20 protein-coding genes are annotated in these 21025 nt (G+C 64.7%); 10 read left to right on the forward strand and 10 right to left on the reverse strand.

Annotation, left to right across the window (positions count from 1 at the left end):
• From dxs to Q8S60_RS01780, 7 genes are all read right to left on the reverse strand, one after another.
• A partial coding sequence (gene dxs / locus Q8S60_RS01750; protein WP_305668278.1) for a 1-deoxy-D-xylulose-5-phosphate synthase occupies nt 1–1819 on the reverse strand: 1819 nt, incomplete at its 3' end.
• Nucleotides 1820–1906: 87 nt separating this feature from the next.
• Nucleotides 1907–2809: a polyprenyl synthetase family protein gene (locus tag Q8S60_RS01755; protein ID WP_305276342.1), complete on the reverse strand. Its 903-nt coding sequence runs from the start codon at nt 2807–2809 to the stop codon at nt 1907–1909.
• A 22-nt stretch (nt 2810–2831) separates the two neighbouring features.
• Entirely contained in the window at nt 2832–3092 is a 261-nt protein-coding gene (locus Q8S60_RS01760) for an exodeoxyribonuclease VII small subunit (protein ID WP_305276341.1), read from the reverse strand.
• A gap of 38 nt (nt 3093–3130) precedes the next feature.
• Nucleotides 3131–4060, reverse strand: coding sequence for a histone deacetylase family protein (locus Q8S60_RS01765; RefSeq protein WP_305276340.1), 930 nt, complete (start codon nt 4058–4060; stop codon nt 3131–3133).
• A 45-nt stretch (nt 4061–4105) separates the two neighbouring features.
• Nucleotides 4106–5164: an MBL fold metallo-hydrolase gene (locus tag Q8S60_RS01770; RefSeq protein WP_305276339.1), complete on the reverse strand. Its 1059-nt coding sequence runs from the start codon at nt 5162–5164 to the stop codon at nt 4106–4108.
• Nucleotides 5165–5269: 105 nt separating this feature from the next.
• Nucleotides 5270–6658, reverse strand: coding sequence for a sodium/glutamate symporter (locus Q8S60_RS01775; protein ID WP_305668279.1), 1389 nt, complete (start codon nt 6656–6658; stop codon nt 5270–5272).
• Entirely contained in the window at nt 6658–8418 is a 1761-nt protein-coding gene (locus Q8S60_RS01780) for an acyl-CoA dehydrogenase (RefSeq protein ID WP_305668280.1), read from the reverse strand. The genes Q8S60_RS01775 and Q8S60_RS01780 overlap by 1 nt, the downstream gene beginning before the upstream one ends.
• Before the next feature lie 89 nt (nt 8419–8507).
• Here Q8S60_RS01780 and Q8S60_RS01785 point away from each other — a divergent pair, with 89 nt between their 5' ends.
• Nucleotides 8508–9470, forward strand: a complete 963-nt coding sequence (locus Q8S60_RS01785; protein WP_305668281.1) for an L-threonylcarbamoyladenylate synthase — start codon at nt 8508–8510, stop codon at nt 9468–9470.
• Here the strand turns inward: Q8S60_RS01785 and Q8S60_RS01790 are convergent.
• A complete protein-coding gene (locus Q8S60_RS01790; RefSeq protein WP_305668282.1) occupies nt 9467–10336 on the reverse strand; it encodes a VOC family protein in 870 nt (289 codons plus the stop codon). The two genes, Q8S60_RS01785 and Q8S60_RS01790, sit on opposite strands and share 4 nt — an antisense overlap.
• A 593-nt stretch (nt 10337–10929) precedes the next feature.
• On the opposite strand from Q8S60_RS01790, the gene Q8S60_RS01795 reads away from it, so the two are divergent.
• The 3 genes from Q8S60_RS01795 (at nt 10930) to Q8S60_RS01805 (ending at nt 14309) form a co-directional block, all read left to right on the forward strand.
• Nucleotides 10930–12297 (forward strand): serine hydrolase, encoded by a 1368-nt coding sequence (locus Q8S60_RS01795; protein WP_305668283.1) that lies wholly within the window; start codon nt 10930–10932, stop codon nt 12295–12297.
• 256 nt (nt 12298–12553) lie between these two features.
• Nucleotides 12554–12841: a GIY-YIG nuclease family protein gene (locus Q8S60_RS01800; protein WP_305276328.1), complete on the forward strand. Its 288-nt coding sequence runs from the start codon at nt 12554–12556 to the stop codon at nt 12839–12841.
• Nucleotides 12842–12893: 52 nt separating this feature from the next.
• Nucleotides 12894–14309, forward strand: coding sequence for an FAD-binding oxidoreductase (locus Q8S60_RS01805; RefSeq protein ID WP_305276326.1), 1416 nt, complete (start codon nt 12894–12896; stop codon nt 14307–14309).
• A 338-nt stretch (nt 14310–14647) separates the two neighbouring features.
• On the opposite strand, the gene Q8S60_RS01810 is transcribed toward Q8S60_RS01805, so the two are convergent.
• Nucleotides 14648–15991, reverse strand: coding sequence for a hemolysin family protein (locus Q8S60_RS01810; RefSeq protein ID WP_305276324.1), 1344 nt, complete (start codon nt 15989–15991; stop codon nt 14648–14650).
• 119 nt (nt 15992–16110) lie between these two features.
• Between Q8S60_RS01810 and Q8S60_RS01815 the strand changes: the two genes are divergently transcribed.
• Nucleotides 16111–16578, forward strand: a complete 468-nt coding sequence (locus tag Q8S60_RS01815; RefSeq protein WP_370867257.1) for a GNAT family acetyltransferase — start codon at nt 16111–16113, stop codon at nt 16576–16578.
• 248 nt (nt 16579–16826) lie between these two features.
• Here the strand turns inward: Q8S60_RS01815 and Q8S60_RS01820 are convergent, their stop codons facing one another.
• Nucleotides 16827–17561, reverse strand: a complete 735-nt coding sequence (locus Q8S60_RS01820) for an SOS response-associated peptidase (RefSeq protein ID WP_305276321.1) — start codon at nt 17559–17561, stop codon at nt 16827–16829.
• Between the two features lie 85 nt (nt 17562–17646).
• On the opposite strand from Q8S60_RS01820, the gene Q8S60_RS01825 reads away from it, so the two are divergent.
• From Q8S60_RS01825 to Q8S60_RS01845, 5 genes are all read left to right on the forward strand, one after another.
• Nucleotides 17647–18120, forward strand: coding sequence for a Fur family transcriptional regulator (locus tag Q8S60_RS01825; RefSeq protein ID WP_305276319.1), 474 nt, complete (start codon nt 17647–17649; stop codon nt 18118–18120).
• Nucleotides 18121–18191: 71 nt separating this feature from the next.
• On the forward strand, nt 18192–18542 hold the full coding sequence (locus tag Q8S60_RS01830) for a hypothetical protein (protein WP_305276318.1): 351 nt from the start codon (nt 18192–18194) through the stop codon (nt 18540–18542).
• Nucleotides 18543–18627: 85 nt separating this feature from the next.
• Nucleotides 18628–19410, forward strand: coding sequence for an SDR family NAD(P)-dependent oxidoreductase (locus Q8S60_RS01835; RefSeq protein ID WP_305276317.1), 783 nt, complete (start codon nt 18628–18630; stop codon nt 19408–19410).
• Nucleotides 19411–19420: 10 nt separating this feature from the next.
• Nucleotides 19421–19897, forward strand: coding sequence for a MarR family winged helix-turn-helix transcriptional regulator (locus Q8S60_RS01840; RefSeq protein ID WP_305276315.1), 477 nt, complete (start codon nt 19421–19423; stop codon nt 19895–19897).
• 207 nt (nt 19898–20104) lie between these two features.
• Nucleotides 20105–21025 (forward strand): L-lactate dehydrogenase (locus tag Q8S60_RS01845; RefSeq protein ID WP_305668284.1); only part of this gene is annotated, 921 nt, incomplete at its 3' end.

Consider the following 21025-nt stretch of genomic DNA (forward strand, 5'->3'; position numbering starts at 1 on the left):
CCGGCTTGTCCTGGTCAATGAAAATATCGGGCAGCGCCATGGGCCGGACCTTCAAGCCGTAATCGAGCGCGCCGGAACGGGCGAGGAAATCCAGCACATGGCTGCCGAAGCCGCCGATGGAACCTTCTTCCACGGTGATCAGCAATTCATGTTCGCGAGCGAGGCGCGCTATCAGGTCTTCGTCCAGCCGCTTTGCGAAGCGAGCATCGACAACGGTCGTCGACAGACCGAGCGCGCCGAGTTGTTCGGCGGCTTTCATCGCTTCGGCGAGGCGTGTGCCGAGCGAAAGGATCGCGACCTTGGTGCCTTCACGCAGAATGCGGCCCTTGCCGATTTCGAGCGGCGTGCCGATGGCGGGCATTTCGACGCCGATACCCTCGCCCCGGGGATAACGTAGCGAGGACGGCCGGTCGTCGATGGCGACGGCCGTCGCCACCATGTGTTTCAGTTCCGCCTCGTCCGCCGCCGCCATGACGACGAAGCCCGGCAGGCAGGCGAGATAGGTGACGTCGAACGACCCCGCATGCGTCGGACCGTCGGCGCCGACGAGCCCCGCGCGGTCGATGGCGAAGCGGACGGGCAGACGCTGGATCGCCACGTCATGCACGACCTGATCGTAAGCGCGCTGCAGGAAGGTGGAATAGATGGTCGCAAAGGGCTTGAATCCTTCGGTCGCGAGACCGGCCGCGAACGTCACCGCGTGCTGTTCGGCGATGCCGACATCGAAGGTACGCCCCGGAAAACGCTGCGCAAACAGATCGAGGCCCGTGCCGCCCGGCATGGCCGCCGTGATGGCGACGATCTTGTCGTCCTGTTCGGCATGCGCGATCAGGCTTTCGGCAAAGACCTTGGTGTAGCTCGGCGCATTAGCCTGCGCCTTCGCCTGCGTGCCGGTGACGACATCGAACCTGGAAACGCCGTGATATTTATCCTCGGCCGCTTCGGCGGGCGCGTAGCCCTTGCCTTTCTGCGTCACGACATGGACGAGGATGGGACCTTCGCCGGCATCGCGCACATTTTTCAGGACGGGCAACAGATGGTCGAAGTTATGCCCGTCTATCGGACCGACATAGTAGAGACCGAGTTCCTCGAAGAGCGTGCCGCCCATCGCCATGCCGCGCGCATATTCCTCGGCGCGGCGGGCGCTTTCTTCCAGCCGCTTGGGCAGAAGCTGCGCGAGCTGCTTGGCGAGATGCCGCATGGAACGGTAGGCGCCGCCGGAAAGGAGACGCGCGAGATAAGCACTCATCGCGCCAACGGGGGGCGCGATCGACATGTCGTTGTCGTTGAGGATGATGATGAGGCGGCTGTTCATCGAGCCGGCATTGTTCATTGCCTCATAGGCCATGCCGGCCGACATGGCGCCGTCGCCGATCACGGCAACGACATTGTTGGTGCCGCCCTTGAGATCGCGGGCGACGGCCATGCCGAGACCCGAGGATATCGAGGTGGAGGAATGCGCGGCGCCGAAGGGGTCGTATTCGCTCTCGGCGCGCTTGGTGAAACCGGAAAGGCCGTCCGCCTGCCGCAGCGTGCGGATGCGGTCGCGGCGGCCGGTGAGTATCTTGTGGGGATAAGCCTGATGGCCGACATCCCAGATGATGCGATCGTCCGGCGTGTCGAAGACGTAGTGGAGTGCGACTGTGAGTTCGACGACGCCAAGCCCGGCGCCCAGATGTCCACCCGTCTGCGACACGGCGTCGATGACTTCGGCGCGCAACTCATCCGCGACCTGGCGCAGATCGCTTTCATCAAGCGCACGCAGGTCCGCCGGGGTATTCACCCGGTCAAGCAAAGGGGTCGCGGGTTTGCTGCTCAACACTCACCTCGGCCGGTCATAGGCCAAATCGGGGGCCGACGACGGGCCCGGACGTAACGGCACGGATTGCGGAAATCCGGACGGTTCTCACTTGCGCCGCGTTATAACGAAACGCGCCGCCTGACGCAAAAGATCGGCTCTTTCATCAAACAAATCAAGATGTTGGACTGCCTGGTCCGCGAGCATCCGCGCCTGCGCGCGAGCCCGGTCGAGGCCGAGGATCGAAACGAAGGTCGCCTTGCCCGCGGCCGCGTCCTTGCCGGTCGTCTTGCCCATGGTCGCGGCATCGCCTTCGGCATCCAGAATGTCGTCCGCGATCTGGTAGGCGAGGCCCAGGTCATGGGCATAAGCATGTAGGGCGTGGAGCGCTTCCGGCGAGGCCCGGCCGAGAATAGCGCCCGCTTCGCAACTGAACGAAATCAGCGCGCCCGTCTTGAGTTGCTGCAGGCGGGTGATGCCGCCCATGTCGAGTTCCCTGCCTTCGCTCGTCAGGTCGATGATCTGGCCGCCGACCATGCCATGGGCACCGGATGCGTGGGCGAGCCGGCGGACGAGTTCGATGCGGACGCGGGCGCGCTCATGCGTTTCGGGATCGGCGAGGATTTCGAAGGCGAGCGTCAGGAGCGCATCGCCCGCCAGTATGGCCGTCGCCTCGTCATACTTCCGGTGAACGGACGGCGCGCCATGGCGCAGGTCGTCGTCGTCCATGCAGGGAAGGTCGTCATGCACGAGCGAATAGATATGCACGCATTCGGCCGCGGCGGCGACGCGGAGAGCCGGTTCCGCCGCGACACCGAAAAGGGAGGCACTTTGAACGGCGAGGAAGGGGCGAAACCGCTTGCCGCCGCCCAGCGCCGCATAACGCACCGCTTCAGCCAGTTGCGCTTCCGGCCCTTCGACGCGCGGCAACAGGCGGTCGAGCATTGCTTCCACATCGGAAGCGACGCTGCCGAGTGCGGTATCGAAGGTTTCGGCTGTTGCGGGGGTCATGCGGCTTGTCCGTGACGCGGCGTCAACCGACGTCGAGCGGTTCTGTGCCGGCCGGCTCGCCGGATGCGGACAAGGTGATCTTTTCGACCTTGGCTTCCGCCGCTTTCAGGCGCGCCTCGCAATGGGCTTTCAATGCAGTACCGCGTTCATAGAGGTCGATCGAGGTTTCGAGCGGTGCTTCGCCGGATTCGAGCTGGCCGACGATCTTTTCGAGCTGCGCCAGCGCCTCCTCGAAGCTCAGTTTCTCGATATCCTTGTGTGCGTCGGCTTTGGCGGCGGACATGGTCTCTCTCCCTTTTGGGGCGGTATTCCGGGCTTTTCTCAGGCGGCGAGCATCAGCGCCTTCACATGCGCCCGCGCGCTCGACGCCAGCGCCTGCAAGTCATACCCCCCCTCAAGCGCGGAGACAACGCGACCGCCGCAGAGGCGGTCCGCCGTCTTCACCAGTTCGGCGGTGACCCAGCCATAGTCTTCGTCGGTGAGCCGCAGATTTGCGAGCGGGTCCGAGATATGCGCATCGAAACCGGCCGAAATGAAGATGAAATCCGGGCGAAATTGTTCCAGCGCGGGGATAACCACATCGGAAATGGCGGCGCGGAACTCGGCGGAACCGGCCCCGGGCTGGAGGCAGCGGTTCAGGATGTTGCCGACGCCGTATTCCCCTGCCCTGCCCGTGCCCGGATAGAGCGGCCACTGATGGGTGGAGGCGTAGAAGAGGTCCGGGTTCGTTTCGAATGCGGCCTGCGTTCCGTTGCCGTGATGCACGTCGAAATCGACCACGGCGACGCGCTTGCAGCCATGCGCCTCACGCGCGTGGAGCGCGCCGATGGCGATGTTGTTGAACAGGCAGAAACCCATCGCCGTTTCCGGCTCCGCATGATGCCCCGGCGGGCGAACGGCGCAGAAACCGTTGCGGGCGCGGCCGGCCATGACCTCGTCGACGGCATAAACGACGGCGCCGGCTGCACGGAAGGCCGCTTCGCCGGAGCCCGGCGACATGGCGGTATCGGCGTCGATGCGGCGGAAACCTTCGGCGGGTACCGCGTTTTCGATGCGTTCGATATGGCTCATGGGGTGAACGCGGGAGATCTGCTCGCGGCTGGCGCGCGGCGCCTCGGCGCGTTGCAGAAGCGCGAAATCCTCGGTCTCAAGCGCCCCCAGCACGGCCCGCAGCCGCGCCACGCATTCGGGATGGCCCGGCGGGGTTTCATGCTCCAGACAGGCGGAGTGGGTAACGAGAAGCGTGGTCATTGCTTTGGGCCGAGGGATTTCATTGTTCGCCAGTCTAGGCGGGATTTACGCCTGGCGGTACCAATCGACGCCGTTTTCGTCGCGGCTGACGGTCGCAAGGCCGCGGCCGATCAGGCAATTCAGGTGCGCGAGGCTTTCGCCTGTCGCCATGAAGAAGACTTCGGGGCCGATCTTGCGCTTGAAGAGGGCGGGGAAAACGTCGATGGCGCGTTTCGGGGTTTCGAGGAGCGCGAGAAGCTTCGCCAATCCTTCCTCGTGACCGTCGATGAGCTGCGTCAGGCGGGTGTGGAGGCCGTAGAAGGGTTCGTTATGCGCGGGGAGGACAAGCAGATCCTCCGGCAGTGTGGCGCGCAGGCGCTTGCAGCTGTCGATCCAGTCTTCAAGCGGATTTTCGTAGGCCTCGGTCGGATGGACGCTGACATTGGACGATATCCTCGGCAGCACCTGATCGCCGGAGATGAGGATTTTCGCTTCCTCGCAATAGAGGCAGATGTGCTCGGGCGCATGGCCGGAGCCGACGACGGCGCGCCATGTCCGGCCGCCGATCTTCAACTCGTCGCCTTCGCGCAAACGACGGAAAATATCGGGCATGCGCGAGACGCGCTCGCCGAAGCCGCCGAAACGCTTGCGATAGCTCTCGACGCCGCGCTCGCTGAAGCCGGCGGCGCGATAGAAATCGAGCGCTTCCTGCGGCGCGTCGCGACCCGTGTCGAGCACCAGCGTCTTGCACATCAGGAAATCGGTGCGCGACATCCGCAGCTCGATGCCCCATTTGCGCGTGAACCAACCGGCAAGGCCGACGTGATCCGGATGGAGATGGGTGACGACGAGGCCGGTAACGGGCTTGCCTTGCAAGCCGGTCTGGAAGACCTGACGCCAGAGCGCCTTCACTTCGTCGGAGGCGACGCCTGTGTCCACCACCGTCCAGCCATCGCCGTCTTCGAGCAGCCAGAGATTGATGTGGTCGAGCTGGAAGGGAAGCGGCATGCGCACCCACCAGATGCCCTCGGCGACCTTCAGCATTTCCGCCGGTTCCGGCACCCTTCTGTCGAAGGGATAGCGGAGATCGGTGCTCTCTATGGTCGCTTGCGAAATATCGGACATGGGGACTCTCGAACAGTCGCCCGCGAAGGGCCGCGAGGCGACTTGTCCGTGATAGGCGCAGGCCGGGAAGAGGTCAAACGGCACAATCGAATGCCAAGGGCGACGCTACGGAACCTTACGCGCCAGCCGCTCTCCGACATAAATCCAGATGGCCAGAAGGAGGCTCGTGCAAATCAGCAGGGGCCAGGGACCGAAGGCGAGGATAAGCGGCATGGCAGCCGCCGTGAACAGGCCACCGCCGACAATGGGCGCGAAGAAAAGCTGCTTGTAACCGAAATTCTCCAGCCCTCCGGAGCGGTTTTCAGGATCGGCAATACGGAAGAGCATCAGCCCGCTCACCGTCATGCCCATCGCCTGTCCGAAATGCGGAATGCCCTGCGCGAACCAGTCCGGCCCGAGCATGCGCGGCGCAAGCACCAGCAATGCAAAAATGTTCCAGGCGATGCCGCCGACGGCGAGCCAGACGAAGGGGCCGAGATTGTCGTTGATCGCGGTCAGCGAGAGCGTCGCCAAGGCCGCTACGATCAGAATGTCCAGCGCGGCACCGGAAATCCTGTTCACTAATCCCCGGTCCACAAGACCCATGCCAATGTAGCGGCTGACCACGACCTGCACGGCGACGCCGCCAAGCATGGCGAGCGGAAAAAGCGGCAGATAGGCGAGGATGCGCGTGCCGTCGCGGCCCCAGGTGTTTTCCTCAAGAAGGATCAGCAGTTGATGCAGGCCCCAGCCGATAGCGATAGCGACAGCAAAGAGACCGAGATGCAGCGACATCGGATCGATGGGCTGCGCGGCGTCCGTCGTCGCGGGACGGGCGGCGAGCTGCTCCGTCGTGTCGGCGGGTGGATCCGGATGAAGCTCGGGCGTCGGAGAGCGGATGCCTTCGGGGTCGACAAGACCGCGCCGCGCCGCCCAATTGATCAGCACAAGGCCGATCAGAACCGAGCCCACAAGGCCAATGGTCGCGAGGCCAAGGGCGAGATCGGTGCCCGCGGCGAAGCCCACCGCTTCGAATGTGGGACCAAGGCCGGCGGCCGTACCGTGGCCGCCCTCGAAGGAAATTTCGATCAGGGCGCCAGCGACGGGAGGCGTGGCGTAAAAGGGGGCGAGTACCGCAATGACGAGACCGATTCCGACGACATACTGGCCCCAGGCGATGGCCTGGCCATAGGCAATGACGGGGCCCGCGCGGTGCCAGATCTGGCGGGGTCCTGGAATGATCTTGCCGAGAAAGAGGCCGGCAAAGACGACGTTGATCAGCAGGGCCGGAAGCTGCCGCCAGATATCCAGCACATCTTCGGGAATGACTTGGACGCCGGTGAGCGCGCCCGCCACTTCCGGGCCTGCGAACATCAGGATGAAGCCCGCGACGACCGAACCGGGGATAAAGAGGCGCGCCAGAACGGCAAGCCGCCAGCGCAGATATTTCGAGACGATGAGCATCACCCAGACGATGGCGAGCGCAGCGGATATCGTCGCGAAATCCGTAATCATCAGGTCAGCTCATCCGCCGTCAGCGCGAAGAGACTGTTCGCGCCTGCCGTCGCCGGGGCGAGCAGGCCGTGAACGGCGGGCAGCACATTGGCCGCGTAGAACTGCGCGAGCGCGAGGCGCGCCTTCGCGGCGGGATCGCGCATGGCGCCTTGCGCGAGATAGTGGCCGCCGGCCGCCGTTCCGAAGAGGCGGAGATAGGGCGAGGCGCCGGCGAGACAATCGTTCGGCGCGGATTTCAGATTGGCGAGCATGTAGTCCGTCGCCTTGTCGAGTGCATCCAGCGCGGCATCGAGAGCGCCGCCGATTTCGCCGAGGAGCTTGTCGTTGGAGGAACGTGCCTGCGCCGCGGTTTCGCGCATTTCGGCGATGAAGCCTTTGACGACGCTGCCGTTTCCGAGGGGGAGCTTGCGGCTGACAAGATCGATCGCCTGAATGCCGTTGGTGCCTTCGTAGATGGGCAGGATGCGCGCGTCGCGGAGGAATTGCGCGGCGCCGGTTTCCTCGATGAAGCCCATGCCGCCGTGGATCTGCACGCCGATGGAGGCGACTTCGACGCCGATATCGGTGGAAAAGGATTTTGCGATGGGCGTCAGCAAATCGGCGCGGGCCTGCGCTTCCTCACGCTTATCCCCGGCATGCGCGCCGTCGATGGCGACGGCCGTTGCGTAGCAGATGGCGCGCGAGGCATCGGTGAGCGATTTCATGGTGAGGAGCATGCGGCGGATATCGGGATGCTCGACGATGGGCGCCATTTCGCCGGGCGCGAGCGTGGAGCCGAGCGGGCGGCCCTGCTTGCGGTCTTTCGCGTAGGCCAATGCGTGCTGATACGCGGCTTCGGCGAGGGCGACGCCTTGCGTGCCGACGAGGAGGCGGGCGTTGTTCATCATCGTGAACATGCAGGCAAGGCCGCGGTTTTCCTGACCGATCAGCGTACCGATGGCGCCGCCATTTTCGCCATAGGACATGACGCAGGTGGGGCTGCCATGGATGCCGAGTTTCTCTTCAAGTCCAATGCACCAGGCATCGTTGCGGGCGCCGAGGGAGCCGTCTTCGTTGACGAGGAATTTGGGGACGAGGAAGAGCGAAATGCCTTTCGTGCCGGCAGGCGCATCGGGCAGGCGCGCGAGGACGAGATGGACGATATTTTCGGCCATGTCGTGGTCGCCATAGGTGATGAAAATCTTGGTGCCGGTGATCCTGTAGGTGCCGTCGCCCTGCGGAACGGCCTTTGCCTTCAAGGCGTTGAGGTCGGAGCCCGCCTGCGGCTCGGTGAGGTTCATCGTGCCGGTCCACTCGCCCGAGATGAGTTTGGCGAGGTAGATGTTTTTCTGTTCTTCGGTGCCGTGCGCCGTCAGCGCTTCGATGGCGCCCTGGCTGAGGATGGGGCAGAGACCGAAGGAGATGCAGGCGGCGTTCCACATTTCCTGCATGGCGACGGAGAGCGCGACGGGGAGGCCCTGCCCGCCATATTCCGTCGTCGCGGCGAGGCTGCCCCAGCCTCCGTCCACCCATTTGCGATAAGCATCCGCGAAGCCGGAAGGCACTGATACCGCTCCATTTTTCAGCTTCGCGCCTTCGGCGTCGCCCGAGCGATTGAGCGGCGCGAGGACATCGGCGGCGAGCTTTGCGCCTTCCTCCATAACGGCTTCGACCAGGTCGGCGGAGACATCCTCATAGGCGCCCTTGCCCAGCAGTTCCGAAAGACCGGCGACCTCGTTCAGCGTGAAAGCCATGTCGCGGACGGACGGACGATATGTCATGAGGTCTCCTGAGGCGCGGAAAAGCGGGGTGTTTGGGCCTTTTACTGTATTCTCCGCGCGAAGTGTACCGAGCAGAAGAGTGGGATTTGATGGCGGAATGCGTGGCGGCGAGCGAGGCGGCGATTGCGCGCGCGGGTGGGCTGATCCGCGAGGGGAAGCTCGTCGCGTTTCCGACGGAGACCGTCTACGGGCTTGGCGCGGATGCGAGCGACGACAAGGCGGTGGCGCGCATTTTCGAGGCCAAGGGAAGACCGCGTTTCAACCCGCTGATCGTTCATGTGGCGGACGCGCAAGCGGCTGAAAAACATGTGGTTTTCAGCGCGGAGGCGAAGACGCTCGCGCGGCATTTCTGGCCCGGCGGGCTGACGCTGGTGCTGCCGCGGCGCGCGGATGCGAGGCTGTCGCTGCTGGTGAGCGCGGGGCTCGACACGGTGGCGATCCGCGTACCGGCGCATGAGACGGCGCAGGCGCTGCTGAAAGCCGCGAAACGGCCGATTGCCGCGCCTTCGGCCAATGCGTCCGGCAAGGTGAGCCCGACGCGGGCGAGCCATGTAATGGAGTCGCTGGGGCACTCCGACCTGCTGGCGATGGTGCTGGATGGGGGGGCGTGCCGGCTCGGGCTTGAATCCACCGTGATCGGATTTCCTCAAGGAATTCCGACACTTCTGCGGCCCGGCGCGGTGGCGCGGGCGGAGATCGAGGCGGTGCTGGGACGGCGGCTGGCCGATGCGGATGCGGCATCGGGAGAGGCGGGACGCGCGTCGCCAGGGCAGCTCGAAAGCCATTACGCGCCGGGGGCGCCGCTGCGGCTCGATGCAAGGGAAGCGGGGCCGGACGAGGTGTTGCTCGGCTTTGGGCCCAAGGCGAAAAGCTCAATGAATCTATCGGCTTCCGGGGACCTGACCGAGGCGGCGGCGAACCTCTTCGCGATGCTGCGCGCGCTCGATGCGACGGCGGGCGGCAAGCGGATCGCGGTCTCGCCGATCCCCATGGAGGGGCTCGGCGAGGCGATCAACGACCGGCTGAAAAGAGCAGCGGCGCCAAGGGGTTAGGCAGGTCCCACCAGCAATGTCGGGACACCGTTGGTGGCTTTCCGGATCGTGGCGACTTCGGTGCCCTCTTTCCGGCCGACACGGACCTCGGAGACGTCGAGGCCGGCTTTCGCGAGACGGCCCGCGACGGCGCCGACATTCGCGACCTTCCAGGCAAGTCCCCAGAATCGTTCGGTTTTCGGCGCCTTCGACTTGTCGAGAGACTCCACCACTTCGATGGTGAGGCCGCCCACACGGAAGAAAAGCTGGCGGACGCCCCATTCGGGTTTCGTCTGATCGAGGGCGAGACGGATGCCGAGTTTGTCACCGAAGAGCTGTTTGCAGGCCTCGGCGTCGGGGGTCATGACGACGACATGGTCGCAGCCGGGGACGGCTTCGGCTTCCGAAACGCCAGCGGAAAGCGGCGCGGGCGGGAGCGCGTCGGCAGGGCTAAGGTGTTGAATCCCCAGCATGAAAAGGCCACGCACCTGATCCGCCGGCATGGCGATGGTGCGCCATTTGCGGATGGCGCCCGTGATCTCGTCACGGCCGGAGCCCTCGACCGGGGCGCCGGATTTGAGGCCGCGCGCGTTGAAGGCTTCGGTGGCGGCGGCGGCGTCCTCGACGCCCAGCACGATGCCGTAAAGGCCCTCGCCCACTTCGTCCAGACGCTTCTTCAGGGCGTCGGCATTGGCGCCTTCGGCGACGGGCGCGTAGAGCTCCACATAGGTATTTGCGAGGCGGTACAAGACGTTACCGGTGCCGACGCCGGGATGGACGCCCTTCCAGGAGGGCTCGCGGCCGAAGATGGCGGTGTAGTTTTTCTCGGCTTCCCCGAGATCGCGGACCGCGATGATGATGTGGTCGACGCTCGTTACTTCGGTCATTTGTGACGGTCCTTTGCCTGAAATCGCGCGGCACTCTAGAGGCATTCCGGCAGAGCCGCCAGACGGTTGAAATCGCGAAGGGATTTGCATTTTCGGGCGGTTATCCCCGGGCCTCTGTCATCGAATTGTCAACGAACTGTCATAAACGGTGTTTTGATTTATCCGTGTACGGATTTGTTATGAGTTATCCCCGGTGCGTCGTGGGGAGGCGTCTGCCGGCGAAGCAATCCAGTCTTCATGTGCGACTCCTGGATTGCTTCGCTCCGCTCGCAATGACGATATGGGTGGTGGGGACAAGTCCGTGAGCGGAGGAAAGAAAGTTATCCCCGGTTCTGGACTCTCGTGTCTGCGGCGCCCCCGCCCCGAACGGTCTTCGACCGCTCGACCCTCCCCGAGGGGAGGGTGGGAGGAGAGCTCGGGGAGCAAACTTATGCCCGGGCGAGCTGTCCTTCCCCTGCGCGCGGCGACTCTTGACGAGGACGCCGCCTTTGGCGGCTTCTGGATTGCCGGGTCGAGCCCGGCAATGACAGTGGTGGGGGATGGGGGATAGGATCGGCTGCGACAGCCAGCCATACCGAACAGCGAAAGTTCCCATGACCCTTGCCGCCGCCCACTTTCAGCAACGACTTGAAACACTTGTCCGCGAGTGCGGGGTGCCGGGGGCTTCGTTGGCGGTTTGGGGCGAGGGAGAGCTGCTCGAGGCGGCGGCGGGGGTGTGCAATCTGGAGACGCGGGTGCCGGCGACATCCGACACGCTGTTCCAGATCGGCTCCATCACCAAGCTCTATACGGCGGCGCTCATCATGCAGCTTGTGGAGGAAGGGAAGCTCGATCTCGACGCGCCGGTGCGCAAAGTGCTGCCGGAGTTCAGGGTGAAGGACGAGGCGGTCGCCGCGGGGGTGACGCTCCGCCAGTTGCTGTCGCATACGAGCGGGGTCACCGGGGATTTCTTCAAGGATGCGGGGCGCGGCGAGGACCGGGTGGCGAAGTTCGTTTCGATGATGGCGGGGCTCGAGCAGGTGCATGCGCCGGGCGAGATGTTTTCCTATTGCAATACGGGGTTCGTGGCAGCCGGGCGGATGATCGAGGTGGCGAACGGGACGACATGGGACAAGGCGATCCGTACACGGATTTCAAAGTTGCTCGATACGCCTGCCTTCTCGACGCTGCCGGAACAGGCGATGCGCTACCAGACGGCAATCGGGCATCTCGGGGCGCCCGGCGCGCTGATGGTGACGCCGATCGCCTATCTCGCGGCGTCGAACGGGCCGGCGGGGGCGACGCCAATGGCCCGCGCGCGGGATATCGTGACCTTCGCGCGGATGATGATGAATGAGGGCGTGGCGCCGAACGGGAAGCAGGTTCTGAGTGCCGAGAGCGTTCATGCGATGCATCTCAGGAACGTCGCCTGCCCCAAGGGCATGAACATCGATGCGATCGGACTCGCCACTTTCATGTGGGACTGGGACGGCGACGGGCATTACGAGGTGTTCGGCCATGACGGCTCGACCATCGGCCAGGCGGCATGGCTGCGCTACCACCCGGAAAGCGAGACGGCGCTTTGCCTGCTGACGAATGGCGGCAACGGCAAGGCGATGGCGGATGCGCTGATCCGCGAGGTGTTCGCGGAGGCGGCCGGCATCGCGCCGCCGGAATTGCCGACGCCCGATGCGTCGCTCGTGCTCGACGCGGCGCGCTATGCCGGGCGCTATGCGAATTCGATGGAGGCAATCGAGGTGACGGCGGAGGGCGGCAAGCTCGTCGCGACGGTGACGCCCTCGCCGGATTATGCGGTGATGTCGGGCGGGCCGAAGCGCACGGTGCTGGAGGCGGTGAATACGGAATTGTTTCTCGGCGTCGCGCCGGGGATGACGCTGCCGCAGAGCTGGCATTTTATCGGCGACGAGGGCGGCCGTGCGCGCTGGCTGCATCTGGGGGTGAGGGCGCATAGGAGGGTGTGAGGTGGAGATTCACTTCTGCCGCTGTATTGGCCGAAAGTAAAAGTGTCATCCCGGCGAAAGCCGGGACCCAATCCACCTCAATACTTATATTGCCATCCAATCGCTGGAGATGAAAGCAACCGGCACGTGCAACAACTCTTGCTGAGGGAACCAATGGGTCCCGGCTTCCGCCGGGATGACGTTTGTTTTTTGGGCTTTCGCCGGGATGACGCCGTATTTTTGTCGAGTAGTGTAAATATCAGGATGACACGTCCAGATGAGCTACTTCGTCTATATCCTTGCGAGCCGCAAACATGGAACGCTTTATGTTGGCGTGACCAATGACATTGCGCGGCGGATCGACGAACATCGGAACGGCATCGCTTCGGGATTCACGAAAAAGTACCAGGTCCACCGGCTCGTTTATGCGGAAACGCATGATGATGTGAATGAAGCGATCGGGCGTGAGAAGGCGATCAAGGAATGGAAGCGCGCGTGGAAGGTGCAGTTGATCGAGAAGGCGAATCCAGAAGGGGAAGATTTGACCGCGTCGTTGAATCGATAGGCTAATGGGTCCCGGCTTTCGCCGGGATGACACCGAGGTTTTTACTGTCCAAATGAAACCCACTCCCGAAATATTGCAGCGCTTGAAGGATGTCGTCGGCGACAAGGGGTTTGTCGTCGAGGAAGCGGACATGGCGCCTTACCTGGTCGAGCGGCGGGAGCTTTATCGCGGGCGGGCGGCGGCGGTGGTTCGGCCGGCGTCGACGGCGGAGGTTTCGGCGGTGATGCGGATCGCGCATGAGACGGGGGTTCATGTGGTGCCGCAGGGCGGGAATACGGGACTGGTCGGCGGGCAGATACCGGATGAGAGCGGCGAGGAGATATTGCTGTCGCTTTCGCGGATGAATGCGGTGCGCGGCATCGACACGCAGAACAATACGCTGACCGTCGATGCGGGCGTGACGCTGGCCGCCGCGCAAGCTGCGGCGCGGGAGGCGGACCGGCTGTTTCCGCTCAGCCTCGCGTCAGAAGGCTCGTGCCAGATCGGCGGCAATCTTTCGACCAATGCGGGCGGCACGCAGGTGTTGCGCTACGGCAATGCGCGCGACCTGGTGCTGGGGCTCGAAGTGGTGATGGCAAATGGCGATGTCTGGGACGGGCTCACCGGGCTCCGCAAGGACAATACGGGCTACGACCTGAAACAGATTTTCCTCGGCTCGGAGGGGACGCTCGGGATCATTACGGGGGCGGTGCTGAAACTCTTTCCGATGCCGCTGTCGGTCGAGACGGCATTTGCCGCCGTGCCGAGCGTGGAAGCGGCGGTGAAGCTGCTGCGGGTGGCGGACGGGCTTGCGGGCGGGCAGGTTTCGAGTTTCGAGCTGGTGCCGAGGATCGGCGTCGAGTTCGTGACGCGGCATATCGAGGGTGCGAGCGATCCGCTTGCGGAGCCATATCCCTGGTATGTGCTGATCGAGATGACGGCGGGGATGGAAGATGCGCGGCTTGCCGAGACGATGGAGGCGGCGCTGGCCGAAGGGCTCGACCAGGGGCTGGTGAGCGACGCAGCGGTGGCGCGCTCGGAAGCGCAGCGCGCGGATTTCTGGCGATTGCGCGAGGCCTTGTCCGACGTGCAGCGCGCTGAGGGCGGAAGCATCAAGCACGATATTTCCGTGCCGGTGTCGCGGATGGCGGATTTCATCGCGCAGGCGAGCGAGGCGGTGACGGCGCGGCTCCCCGGCGTGCGGCCGGTGCCGTTCGGGCATATCGGCGACGGGAACGTGCATTTCAATCTCAGCCAGCCGGTGGGCGCCGACAAGGCGGCGTTCCTCGCGCTGTGGGGCGAGATGAACGGGATCGTGCATGGCATCGTGCGCGGGATGGGCGGCTCGATCAGCGCGGAGCATGGCGTGGGGCGGCTGAAGCGCGACGAGATCGCGGCGACGAAATCGCCGGTGGAGATGGCGGCGATGCGGGCGCTGAAGCGGGCGCTGGACCCGAAGGGGATTTTGAACCCGGGCAAGGTGGTTTAACGCGCACCACAACCAACGGTGTCATCCCGGCGAAAGCCGGGATCCATGGGCCTCTCTTTTATTCCCGGTGATGCACATGGACCCCGGTGTTCCCGGCTTTCGCCGGGACCGGCGCCGGGGTGACATTTGTTTTTTGGCATATGTTTTTAATTTTGCGGACGTTCGGGAATTTCCAGGGAGGAGTTTCCGTGTTTCGTTTTATGCCCGGAGATAGCCGCATTGGCTGAGGGAACCAATGGGTCCCGGCTTTCGCCGGGATGACAATTGTTTTTTGTTGGCCTTATTGCCGCAAGCCCTGGATTGCTTCGTCGCTTTGCTCCTCGCAATGACGAATGAGGCTAATCCGCACTCCGCGCCAGGGCGTTGCCTATCGGGAGGTTCTGGGCGGGGACGATGAGGATTTTGTCGATGCGGGGGCCGTCCATGTCGACGACTTCGAAGCGGTAGCCGTTCCAGGCGAAGTAGTCGCCTTCGCGCGGCAGGCGGCCGAACCAGTTGAACATGACGCCGGCGAGCGTGTTCACTTCGTTGCTTTCGTCGCCGGGAAGCTTGTGGAGTTTCAGCAGGCGGCGGATTTCGTCGACCGAGACGACGCCGTCGATGATCCACGAGCCGTCCTCGCGGATGGCGACGGCGGGGTTGCGGTCATTGGCGTGGTCAGAGATGTCGCCGATCATGGCGAAGAAGATTTCCGACATGGAGAGCGTGCCGACGACATCGCCGTATTCGTCGATGATGAAGGCCATGAACATGTTTTCGGACTGGAGCGTGCTCAGCGCCTTCAGGACGCTCGCCGTGCGCGGGATGTAGAGCGGCGGCGACATGCGCGCGAGCAGCTCGTCGTTGGTGCGCGGCTGGAGGTGCAGGTCCTCGAGGCGCACCATGCCGATGAAGGGGCCATTGGCGCCGCGCCGCACGGGATAGCGCATCTTCTGGTTGGCGCGGATGAGCGCGAGGTTCTTCTCGACCGACTCGTCGATATCGAGCCAGGTGAGCTGCACGCGCGGCGTCATGACTTCGGCGACGCGCGTGTCGCCCAGGCGGAAGACGCGGTTGACGATGTCGCGCTCGACGCCTTCGATGGCGCCCGAGGCGGCGCCCTCCTCCACCATGTGTCTGATTTCCTCTTCCGTCACGCGCGGCACCTGCTGGCCGGTGATGCCATAGAGCTTCACCACCGCTTCCGTCGACCAGGAAAGGAAGGTGACGGCGGGACCGAGCAGGCGCGCGAGGCCGCTCATGGGACGCGCGATGGCCGACGCGAAGCCTTCGGGGTTCGACAATGCGATGCGCTTCGGCACCAGCTCGCCGAGGATGAGCGAGAGATAGGTGAGGACGATGACGACGAAGCCGAAGGCGACAGGCTCGGCATAAGGGCCGATCCAGGGCCAGTCGCGCATGAAGGACGAAATGGGGCCGGCGAGCGTCGCGCCGCCGAAGGCGCCGGTGAAGACGCCGACCATGGTGATGCCGATCTGCACCGAGGAGAGGAAGCGGCCCGGTTCGGCCTGAAGCTGGAGCGCGGCTTCGGGACCGGCGGGGCTCGCCCCCTCGGTTCGCTTGCGCTGGGTCAGCATGGCCTGGAGGCGCTGGCGCCGCGAGGAGACGACCGCCATTTCCGACATCGAAAAGAACCCGTTCAGCAAGATCAGAACGAGCAGGATGATGATGTTCGAGAGCATGGTGTCCCCGGGGGCTGGAGAAAGATTATAGGGGATGATCCGGGTTTGCGCGACGGGGAAGCCGGAGAGCCGCAATCGGGCTATACTGCCGCGCTTTTCCTCCCCTCCGGAGAAGGCACATGCCCCATATGGATATCGAATCAGGTTCCGCCGCCGTCCGCCCGGCCCGCGACGGGGACGAAGCCGCGCTCGCGGCGCTGTGGGAGGCTTGCGGACTGACGCGGCCATGGAACGACCCGATGAAGGACATCGCGTTTGCGCGGCGCGGGCCTGCGTCGGACGTGCTGGTGATCGAGCGGGAGGGCCGCATCGCCGCCAGCGCGATGGTGGGTCATGACGGGCATCGGGGCGCGGTCTACTACGTCGCCGCCGATCCTGCCCATCGCGGCGAGGGGCTCGGGCGGGCGATCATGGCGGCGGCGGAAGAGTGGCTTCGGGCGCGGGGCGTCTGGAAGCTCAACCTGATGGTGCGGCGGGGGAACGAGCAAGCGATGGGGTTCTATGCGGGGCTCGGCTATGCGCAGGATGAGGTTGCGGTGATGTCGAGGCGGCTGGGGCCGCATGCGTCGGGGGGTGACGAGACCTAGAAGATAAGGTGTCATCCCGGCGAAAGCCGGGACCCAATCCAGCTCAATTCTTGTTTGATCTTCCCATGGCCCGGTGACGGGGCAAACGGCGCGTGCAAAGCTCTTGCTGAGGGAACCAATGGGTCCCGGCTTTCGCCGGGATGACATCTGTTTTTTGGCTTTCGCCGGGATGACATCTGTTTTTTGGCTTTCGCCGGGATGACATCTGTTTTTTGGCTTTCGCCGGATGACACCTGTTTTTTGACCGCTCAGAACAGGCCCATCTGCCGCGTGTCGGGCTCGGGGGATTTCTTGCGGGCGGGCTTTTCGGGTTCGGGAGTGACCAGTTCGGGGGTCTGGAGGGAGGCATCGTCGTTGGCCACGCGGTTGATCCGTGTGCTGACGGGAATGGCTTCGAGGAGATCGGCGGGCGCGGGGCGGAGGAGCGCGAGGAGTTCCTTTTCGGTCGCCGCCGGATCGAGCCAGCGGGGCCAGTCCTTCTCGTCCAGGATGACGGGCATGCGGTGGTGGATGGGCGCGAGGGTTTCGTTCGCTTCCGTCGTCACCACGGCGCAACTGTCGAGCTCGCTGCCGCCGGACGGCATCCATGTGTCCCAGATGGCGGCCATGGCGAAGGGACGGCCGTCGCGGCGGCGGATCAGGAAAGGCTGCTTCGTCCCCTTCCCCGTCGTCTGCCATTCATAGAAGCCGTCGGCCGGCATCAGCGCGCGGTGGTGGCGGAAGGCGCCGCGGAAGCTCGGCTTTTCGGAGATGGTTTCGGCGCGGGCGTTGATGAGGAGGGATTGCGGCATTTCCTTCGCCCATGAAGGGACGAGGCCCCAGCGGACGAGGAGAAAACGGCGTCGGCCGCCCTCGAACAGCACGATGGGCACCGGCTGGGTGGGCGCGATGTTGTAGCGCGGCGGGAAATTCGGCTGTTCGTCATAGCCGAAGAGGTCGCGCATGGCCGCCGGAGCGGTGGTGATGGCAAAGCGTCCGCACATGGCGCGACGTTAAGGCGAGTCGGGCGGGCGCGACAAATGCGATTGTTATGTTGTATCATCGGGCCATCGGAACAAAGGAAACGGCATGACGGCGCGCGCGGCGCATACATCGCACAACCACCGGGCCTGCATCGACGATGCGCTGGCGACGGCGCGCGCACTTTGCGACGAGCGGGGCACGCAGCTGACCCCCTTGCGCGAAAAGGTGCTGCAGATCGTGTGGAAGAGCCACAAGCCGGTGGGCGCCTATGACGTGCTGGACGAGCTGGCGCGGAGCCACAAGGCGGCGCGGCCGCCGACCGTCTACCGGGCGCTCGACTTCCTGATGGCGGAAGGGCTGATCCACAAGATCGAATCGCTCAATGCCTATCTCGGCTGCATCGAGGCGGGGGCGCCGCATACCGGCCAGTTCCTGATCTGCCGGAACTGCGGCGCGACCGAGGAAATCGTCGACCCGAAGCTCGAAACGGCGCTGGAAGCCGCAGCGGCACGGGCGCATTTCAAGGCCGAGCGGAAGATCGTGGAAATCTCCGGGCTGTGCGCGCGCTGTATCGTTTGAGAAAGAGGGGCTAGGATCGGGGGGAGCTTACCCACCCCTGCCCGCCTGTCCCAACCGGAGCCCTGACATCCATGAACCGCCGGACCGCCTTCACGCTCGCGCTGCTTTTCGGCGGGGCGTTTGCCGCCATGCCCGCCGAGGCGCAATCGGAGAAATTCGACACCGGCACGCGCTCCGGCCCGTTCGTGGCGACGACCAAGTCGCTGACGGCGCTGGCGGAGGACGGCTACGAGATCCGGGGCAATTACGGCACGGCGCTGATCCTGCAAAAGGGGCCGTCGATCTATTCGTGCCAGATACCGCCCGATCCGGAGACGCTCTCCTTCAAACCCTATTTCGTCTGCGCGGAGCTGAAGGAAGAGCCGCGCGCAGCGGCGGCGGAAAAGCCGAGAGCAGCGCCGCTGCCCCGAAAGGGTAATTGACCGGCGCGGGCGGGAGCCGCAAGGCTCTGCGCCGCATCGCACAGAATTCAGCAACCCAGAAAAGCAAAATCAGGGAGACGGAAACATGAGCTACAAACCTTTCGACCTTTCCGGAAAAGTCGCGCTCGTCACGGGCGGCAATGGCGGCATCGGCCTCGGCATGGCGGACGCGATCGCGCAATCGGGCGCGGACGTGGCCATATGGGGCACGAACGAGGACAAGAACGCGCGCGCGGCCGAGCAGCTTCGCGCGCATGGCGTGAAGGTCTATACGCGCAAAGTCGACGTGTCGGACGAACGCCAGGTGGTGGACGGGATCGGCGCGACGGTGAAGGAACTAGGCCGCATCGACAGCGTGTTCGCGAATGCGGGCGTCGGCTTCGGCGCGCCGTCGTTCCTCGAAATGTCGACGGAGATCTATCGCAAGACACTGGCGGTCAATCTCGACGGCGTGTTCTTCACGCTGCGCGAGGCGGCGCGGCACATGGTAGAGCGCGCCAAGGCGGGCGACGCGGGCGGCTCTCTCGTCGGCGTCGCGAGCCTTGCCGCGATCGAAGGCGCGGCGCGCAACGAAGCCTATGCGGCGACCAAGGGCGGCGTGATTTCCATGATGAAGAGCATCGCGGTCGAGCATGCGCGTTACGGCATGCGGGCGAACTCGATCCTGCCGGGCTGGATCGCGACCGACATGACGGCGCAGGCGCAGGCGGCGCCCGCCTTCGCGGAAAAGGTGATCCCGCGCGTGCCGGCCAGGCGCTGGGGCGAGCCGGGCGATTTCGGCGGCGTGGCGGTCTATCTCGCATCGGACGCTTCGTCCTATCATTCGGGCGATACTTTTGTGATCGACGGCGGCTACGCCATTTTCTGATCGGACTTCCATGACGACGGACATGCGGGACAGCACCATCGACGAGGATCTCGACCGGCGCCTCATCCTGATGGCGCGCACGGTGGTGGTGCTGTTCCGCCAGTTCGAGCAGATCGCGCGGGAGATGGAGATCACCATCCCGCAATACCGCTTTCTGCTGTTCCTGAAGCGGGGGCCGAAGCGGGCGGGCGAACTTGCCGTGGAAGCGGCGATCCGCAAGCCGACGGCTTCGGGCCTGATCGCCGACATGGAGAAGCGCGGGCTCATCCAGCGGGCGCCGGACAAGAGCGACGGGCGGAGCATCCACCTGACGCTGACGCGGAAGGGGCTCGCCAAGCACCGCGAATTCGAAATGGCGCTGGCGCGCTACCTGCCGTCGCTGCTGGAGGAGGGCAACGCGGACGCGATGCTCGATGCGTTCGAGGAGCTTGCCTATATCATCGACGCGAAGCGGGACAACGCGCCCGTGGATCCGGGGGATAGCTGAGAGGACTCTCTCTTCCACCCTCCCCCTGTGGGAGGGTCAAACGGTCGAAGACCGTTTGGGGAGGGGTGAAGTTGCGGATAGAGTCGAGGCCGCGTTCATTTCGATCAAGCGGAGTCCCCCTCCCCAAACCGCCTGCAGCGGTTTGACCCTCCCACAAGGGGAGGGTGGGAAGGAAAGAATGCTCCGCACATAGCTGGGGGGATTTCCATGAGTCTCAATCTCAATCCGGTATCCGTTTCGGACTACCGGGAACTGGCGCGGAAGCGGTTGCCGACGCAGTTGTTCGATTATATCGACGGCGGTTCCTATGCGGAGGCGACGCTCGACGACAATGTGGCGGCGTTCCGGCGGCTGAAGCTGCGCCAGCGGGTGCTGCGCGATGTTTCCAGCATCGATACGGGCACGGAGATTTTCGGCCGGACATGGAAAATTCCGGCGGCGCTGTCGCCGGTCGGGTTTGCGGGCATGTATGCGCGGCGCGGCGAGGTGCAGGCGGCGAAGGCGGCGGAAAAATTCGGCGTGCCCTTCACGCTGTCGACGGTGAGCATCTGCGCCATCGAGGAAGTCGCGAAGGCGACGACGGTGCCCTTCTGGTTCCAGCTCTATGTCATCAAGGATCGCGGCTATGCCCGCGCGCTGATGCAACGCGCGCATGAGGCGGGCTGCCCGGTGCTGGTGTTCACGGTCGATCTCGCCGTGCTCGGCGCGCGCTACCGCGACACGCGCAACGGCATGAACGCGGCGATGCCGCTCGGCAAGAAACTCAAGGTGGCGCTCGACTTCGCGAAACGGCCGGGCTGGATCCGCGACGTGGCGCTGGGCGGCAAGCCGCTCGACTTCGGCAATCTGCGCGAGGCAGTGCCGAATGCGCGCGGCTTCGGCGAGTTCGGAGCGTGGGTGGCGCAGAACCTCGACCCGGCGATGACGTGGAAAGACCTCGAATGGGTGCGCGCGAACTGGCCGGGCAAGATCGTCATCAAGGGGCTGATGGACCGCGAGGATGCACGGATCGCGATGGCGGAAGTGGCGCCGGAGGGGATCGTCGTTTCCAATCATGGCGGACGGCAGCTCGACGGCACGCCGGCGACGCTCGACGCGCTGCCCGCGATCCGCGAGGAGGTGGGCGAC

It is taken from the genome of Parvibaculum sp., from assembly GCF_030694575.1.
Taxonomy (GTDB): domain Bacteria; phylum Pseudomonadota; class Alphaproteobacteria; order Parvibaculales; family Parvibaculaceae; genus Parvibaculum.

Excerpts from the sequence above, each read along its gene's own strand:
- Q8S60_RS01755 (WP_305276342.1), bottom strand. The coding sequence starts at position 2,809 with ATGACCCCCGCAACAGCCGAAACCTTCGATACCGCACTCGGCAGCGTC.
- Q8S60_RS01760 (WP_305276341.1), bottom strand. The coding sequence starts at position 3,092 with ATGTCCGCCGCCAAAGCCGACGCACACAAGGATATCGAGAAACTGAGC.
- Q8S60_RS01765 (WP_305276340.1), bottom strand. The coding sequence starts at position 4,060 with ATGACCACGCTTCTCGTTACCCACTCCGCCTGTCTGGAGCATGAAACC.
- Q8S60_RS01770 (WP_305276339.1), bottom strand. The coding sequence starts at position 5,164 with ATGTCCGATATTTCGCAAGCGACCATAGAGAGCACCGATCTCCGCTAT.
- Q8S60_RS01775 (WP_305668279.1), bottom strand. The coding sequence starts at position 6,658 with ATGATTACGGATTTCGCGACGATATCCGCTGCGCTCGCCATCGTCTGG.
- Q8S60_RS01780 (WP_305668280.1), bottom strand. The coding sequence starts at position 8,418 with ATGACATATCGTCCGTCCGTCCGCGACATGGCTTTCACGCTGAACGAG.
- Q8S60_RS01785 (WP_305668281.1), top strand. The coding sequence starts at position 8,508 with ATGGCGGAATGCGTGGCGGCGAGCGAGGCGGCGATTGCGCGCGCGGGT.
- Q8S60_RS01790 (WP_305668282.1), bottom strand. The coding sequence starts at position 10,336 with ATGACCGAAGTAACGAGCGTCGACCACATCATCATCGCGGTCCGCGAT.
- Q8S60_RS01795 (WP_305668283.1), top strand. The coding sequence starts at position 10,930 with ATGACCCTTGCCGCCGCCCACTTTCAGCAACGACTTGAAACACTTGTC.
- Q8S60_RS01800 (WP_305276328.1), top strand. The coding sequence starts at position 12,554 with ATGAGCTACTTCGTCTATATCCTTGCGAGCCGCAAACATGGAACGCTT.
- Q8S60_RS01805 (WP_305276326.1), top strand. The coding sequence starts at position 12,894 with ATGAAACCCACTCCCGAAATATTGCAGCGCTTGAAGGATGTCGTCGGC.
- Q8S60_RS01810 (WP_305276324.1), bottom strand. The coding sequence starts at position 15,991 with ATGCTCTCGAACATCATCATCCTGCTCGTTCTGATCTTGCTGAACGGG.
- Q8S60_RS01815 (WP_370867257.1), top strand. The coding sequence starts at position 16,111 with ATGCCCCATATGGATATCGAATCAGGTTCCGCCGCCGTCCGCCCGGCC.
- Q8S60_RS01820 (WP_305276321.1), bottom strand. The coding sequence starts at position 17,561 with ATGTGCGGACGCTTTGCCATCACCACCGCTCCGGCGGCCATGCGCGAC.
- Q8S60_RS01825 (WP_305276319.1), top strand. The coding sequence starts at position 17,647 with ATGACGGCGCGCGCGGCGCATACATCGCACAACCACCGGGCCTGCATC.
- Q8S60_RS01830 (WP_305276318.1), top strand. The coding sequence starts at position 18,192 with ATGAACCGCCGGACCGCCTTCACGCTCGCGCTGCTTTTCGGCGGGGCG.
- Q8S60_RS01835 (WP_305276317.1), top strand. The coding sequence starts at position 18,628 with ATGAGCTACAAACCTTTCGACCTTTCCGGAAAAGTCGCGCTCGTCACG.
- Q8S60_RS01840 (WP_305276315.1), top strand. The coding sequence starts at position 19,421 with ATGACGACGGACATGCGGGACAGCACCATCGACGAGGATCTCGACCGG.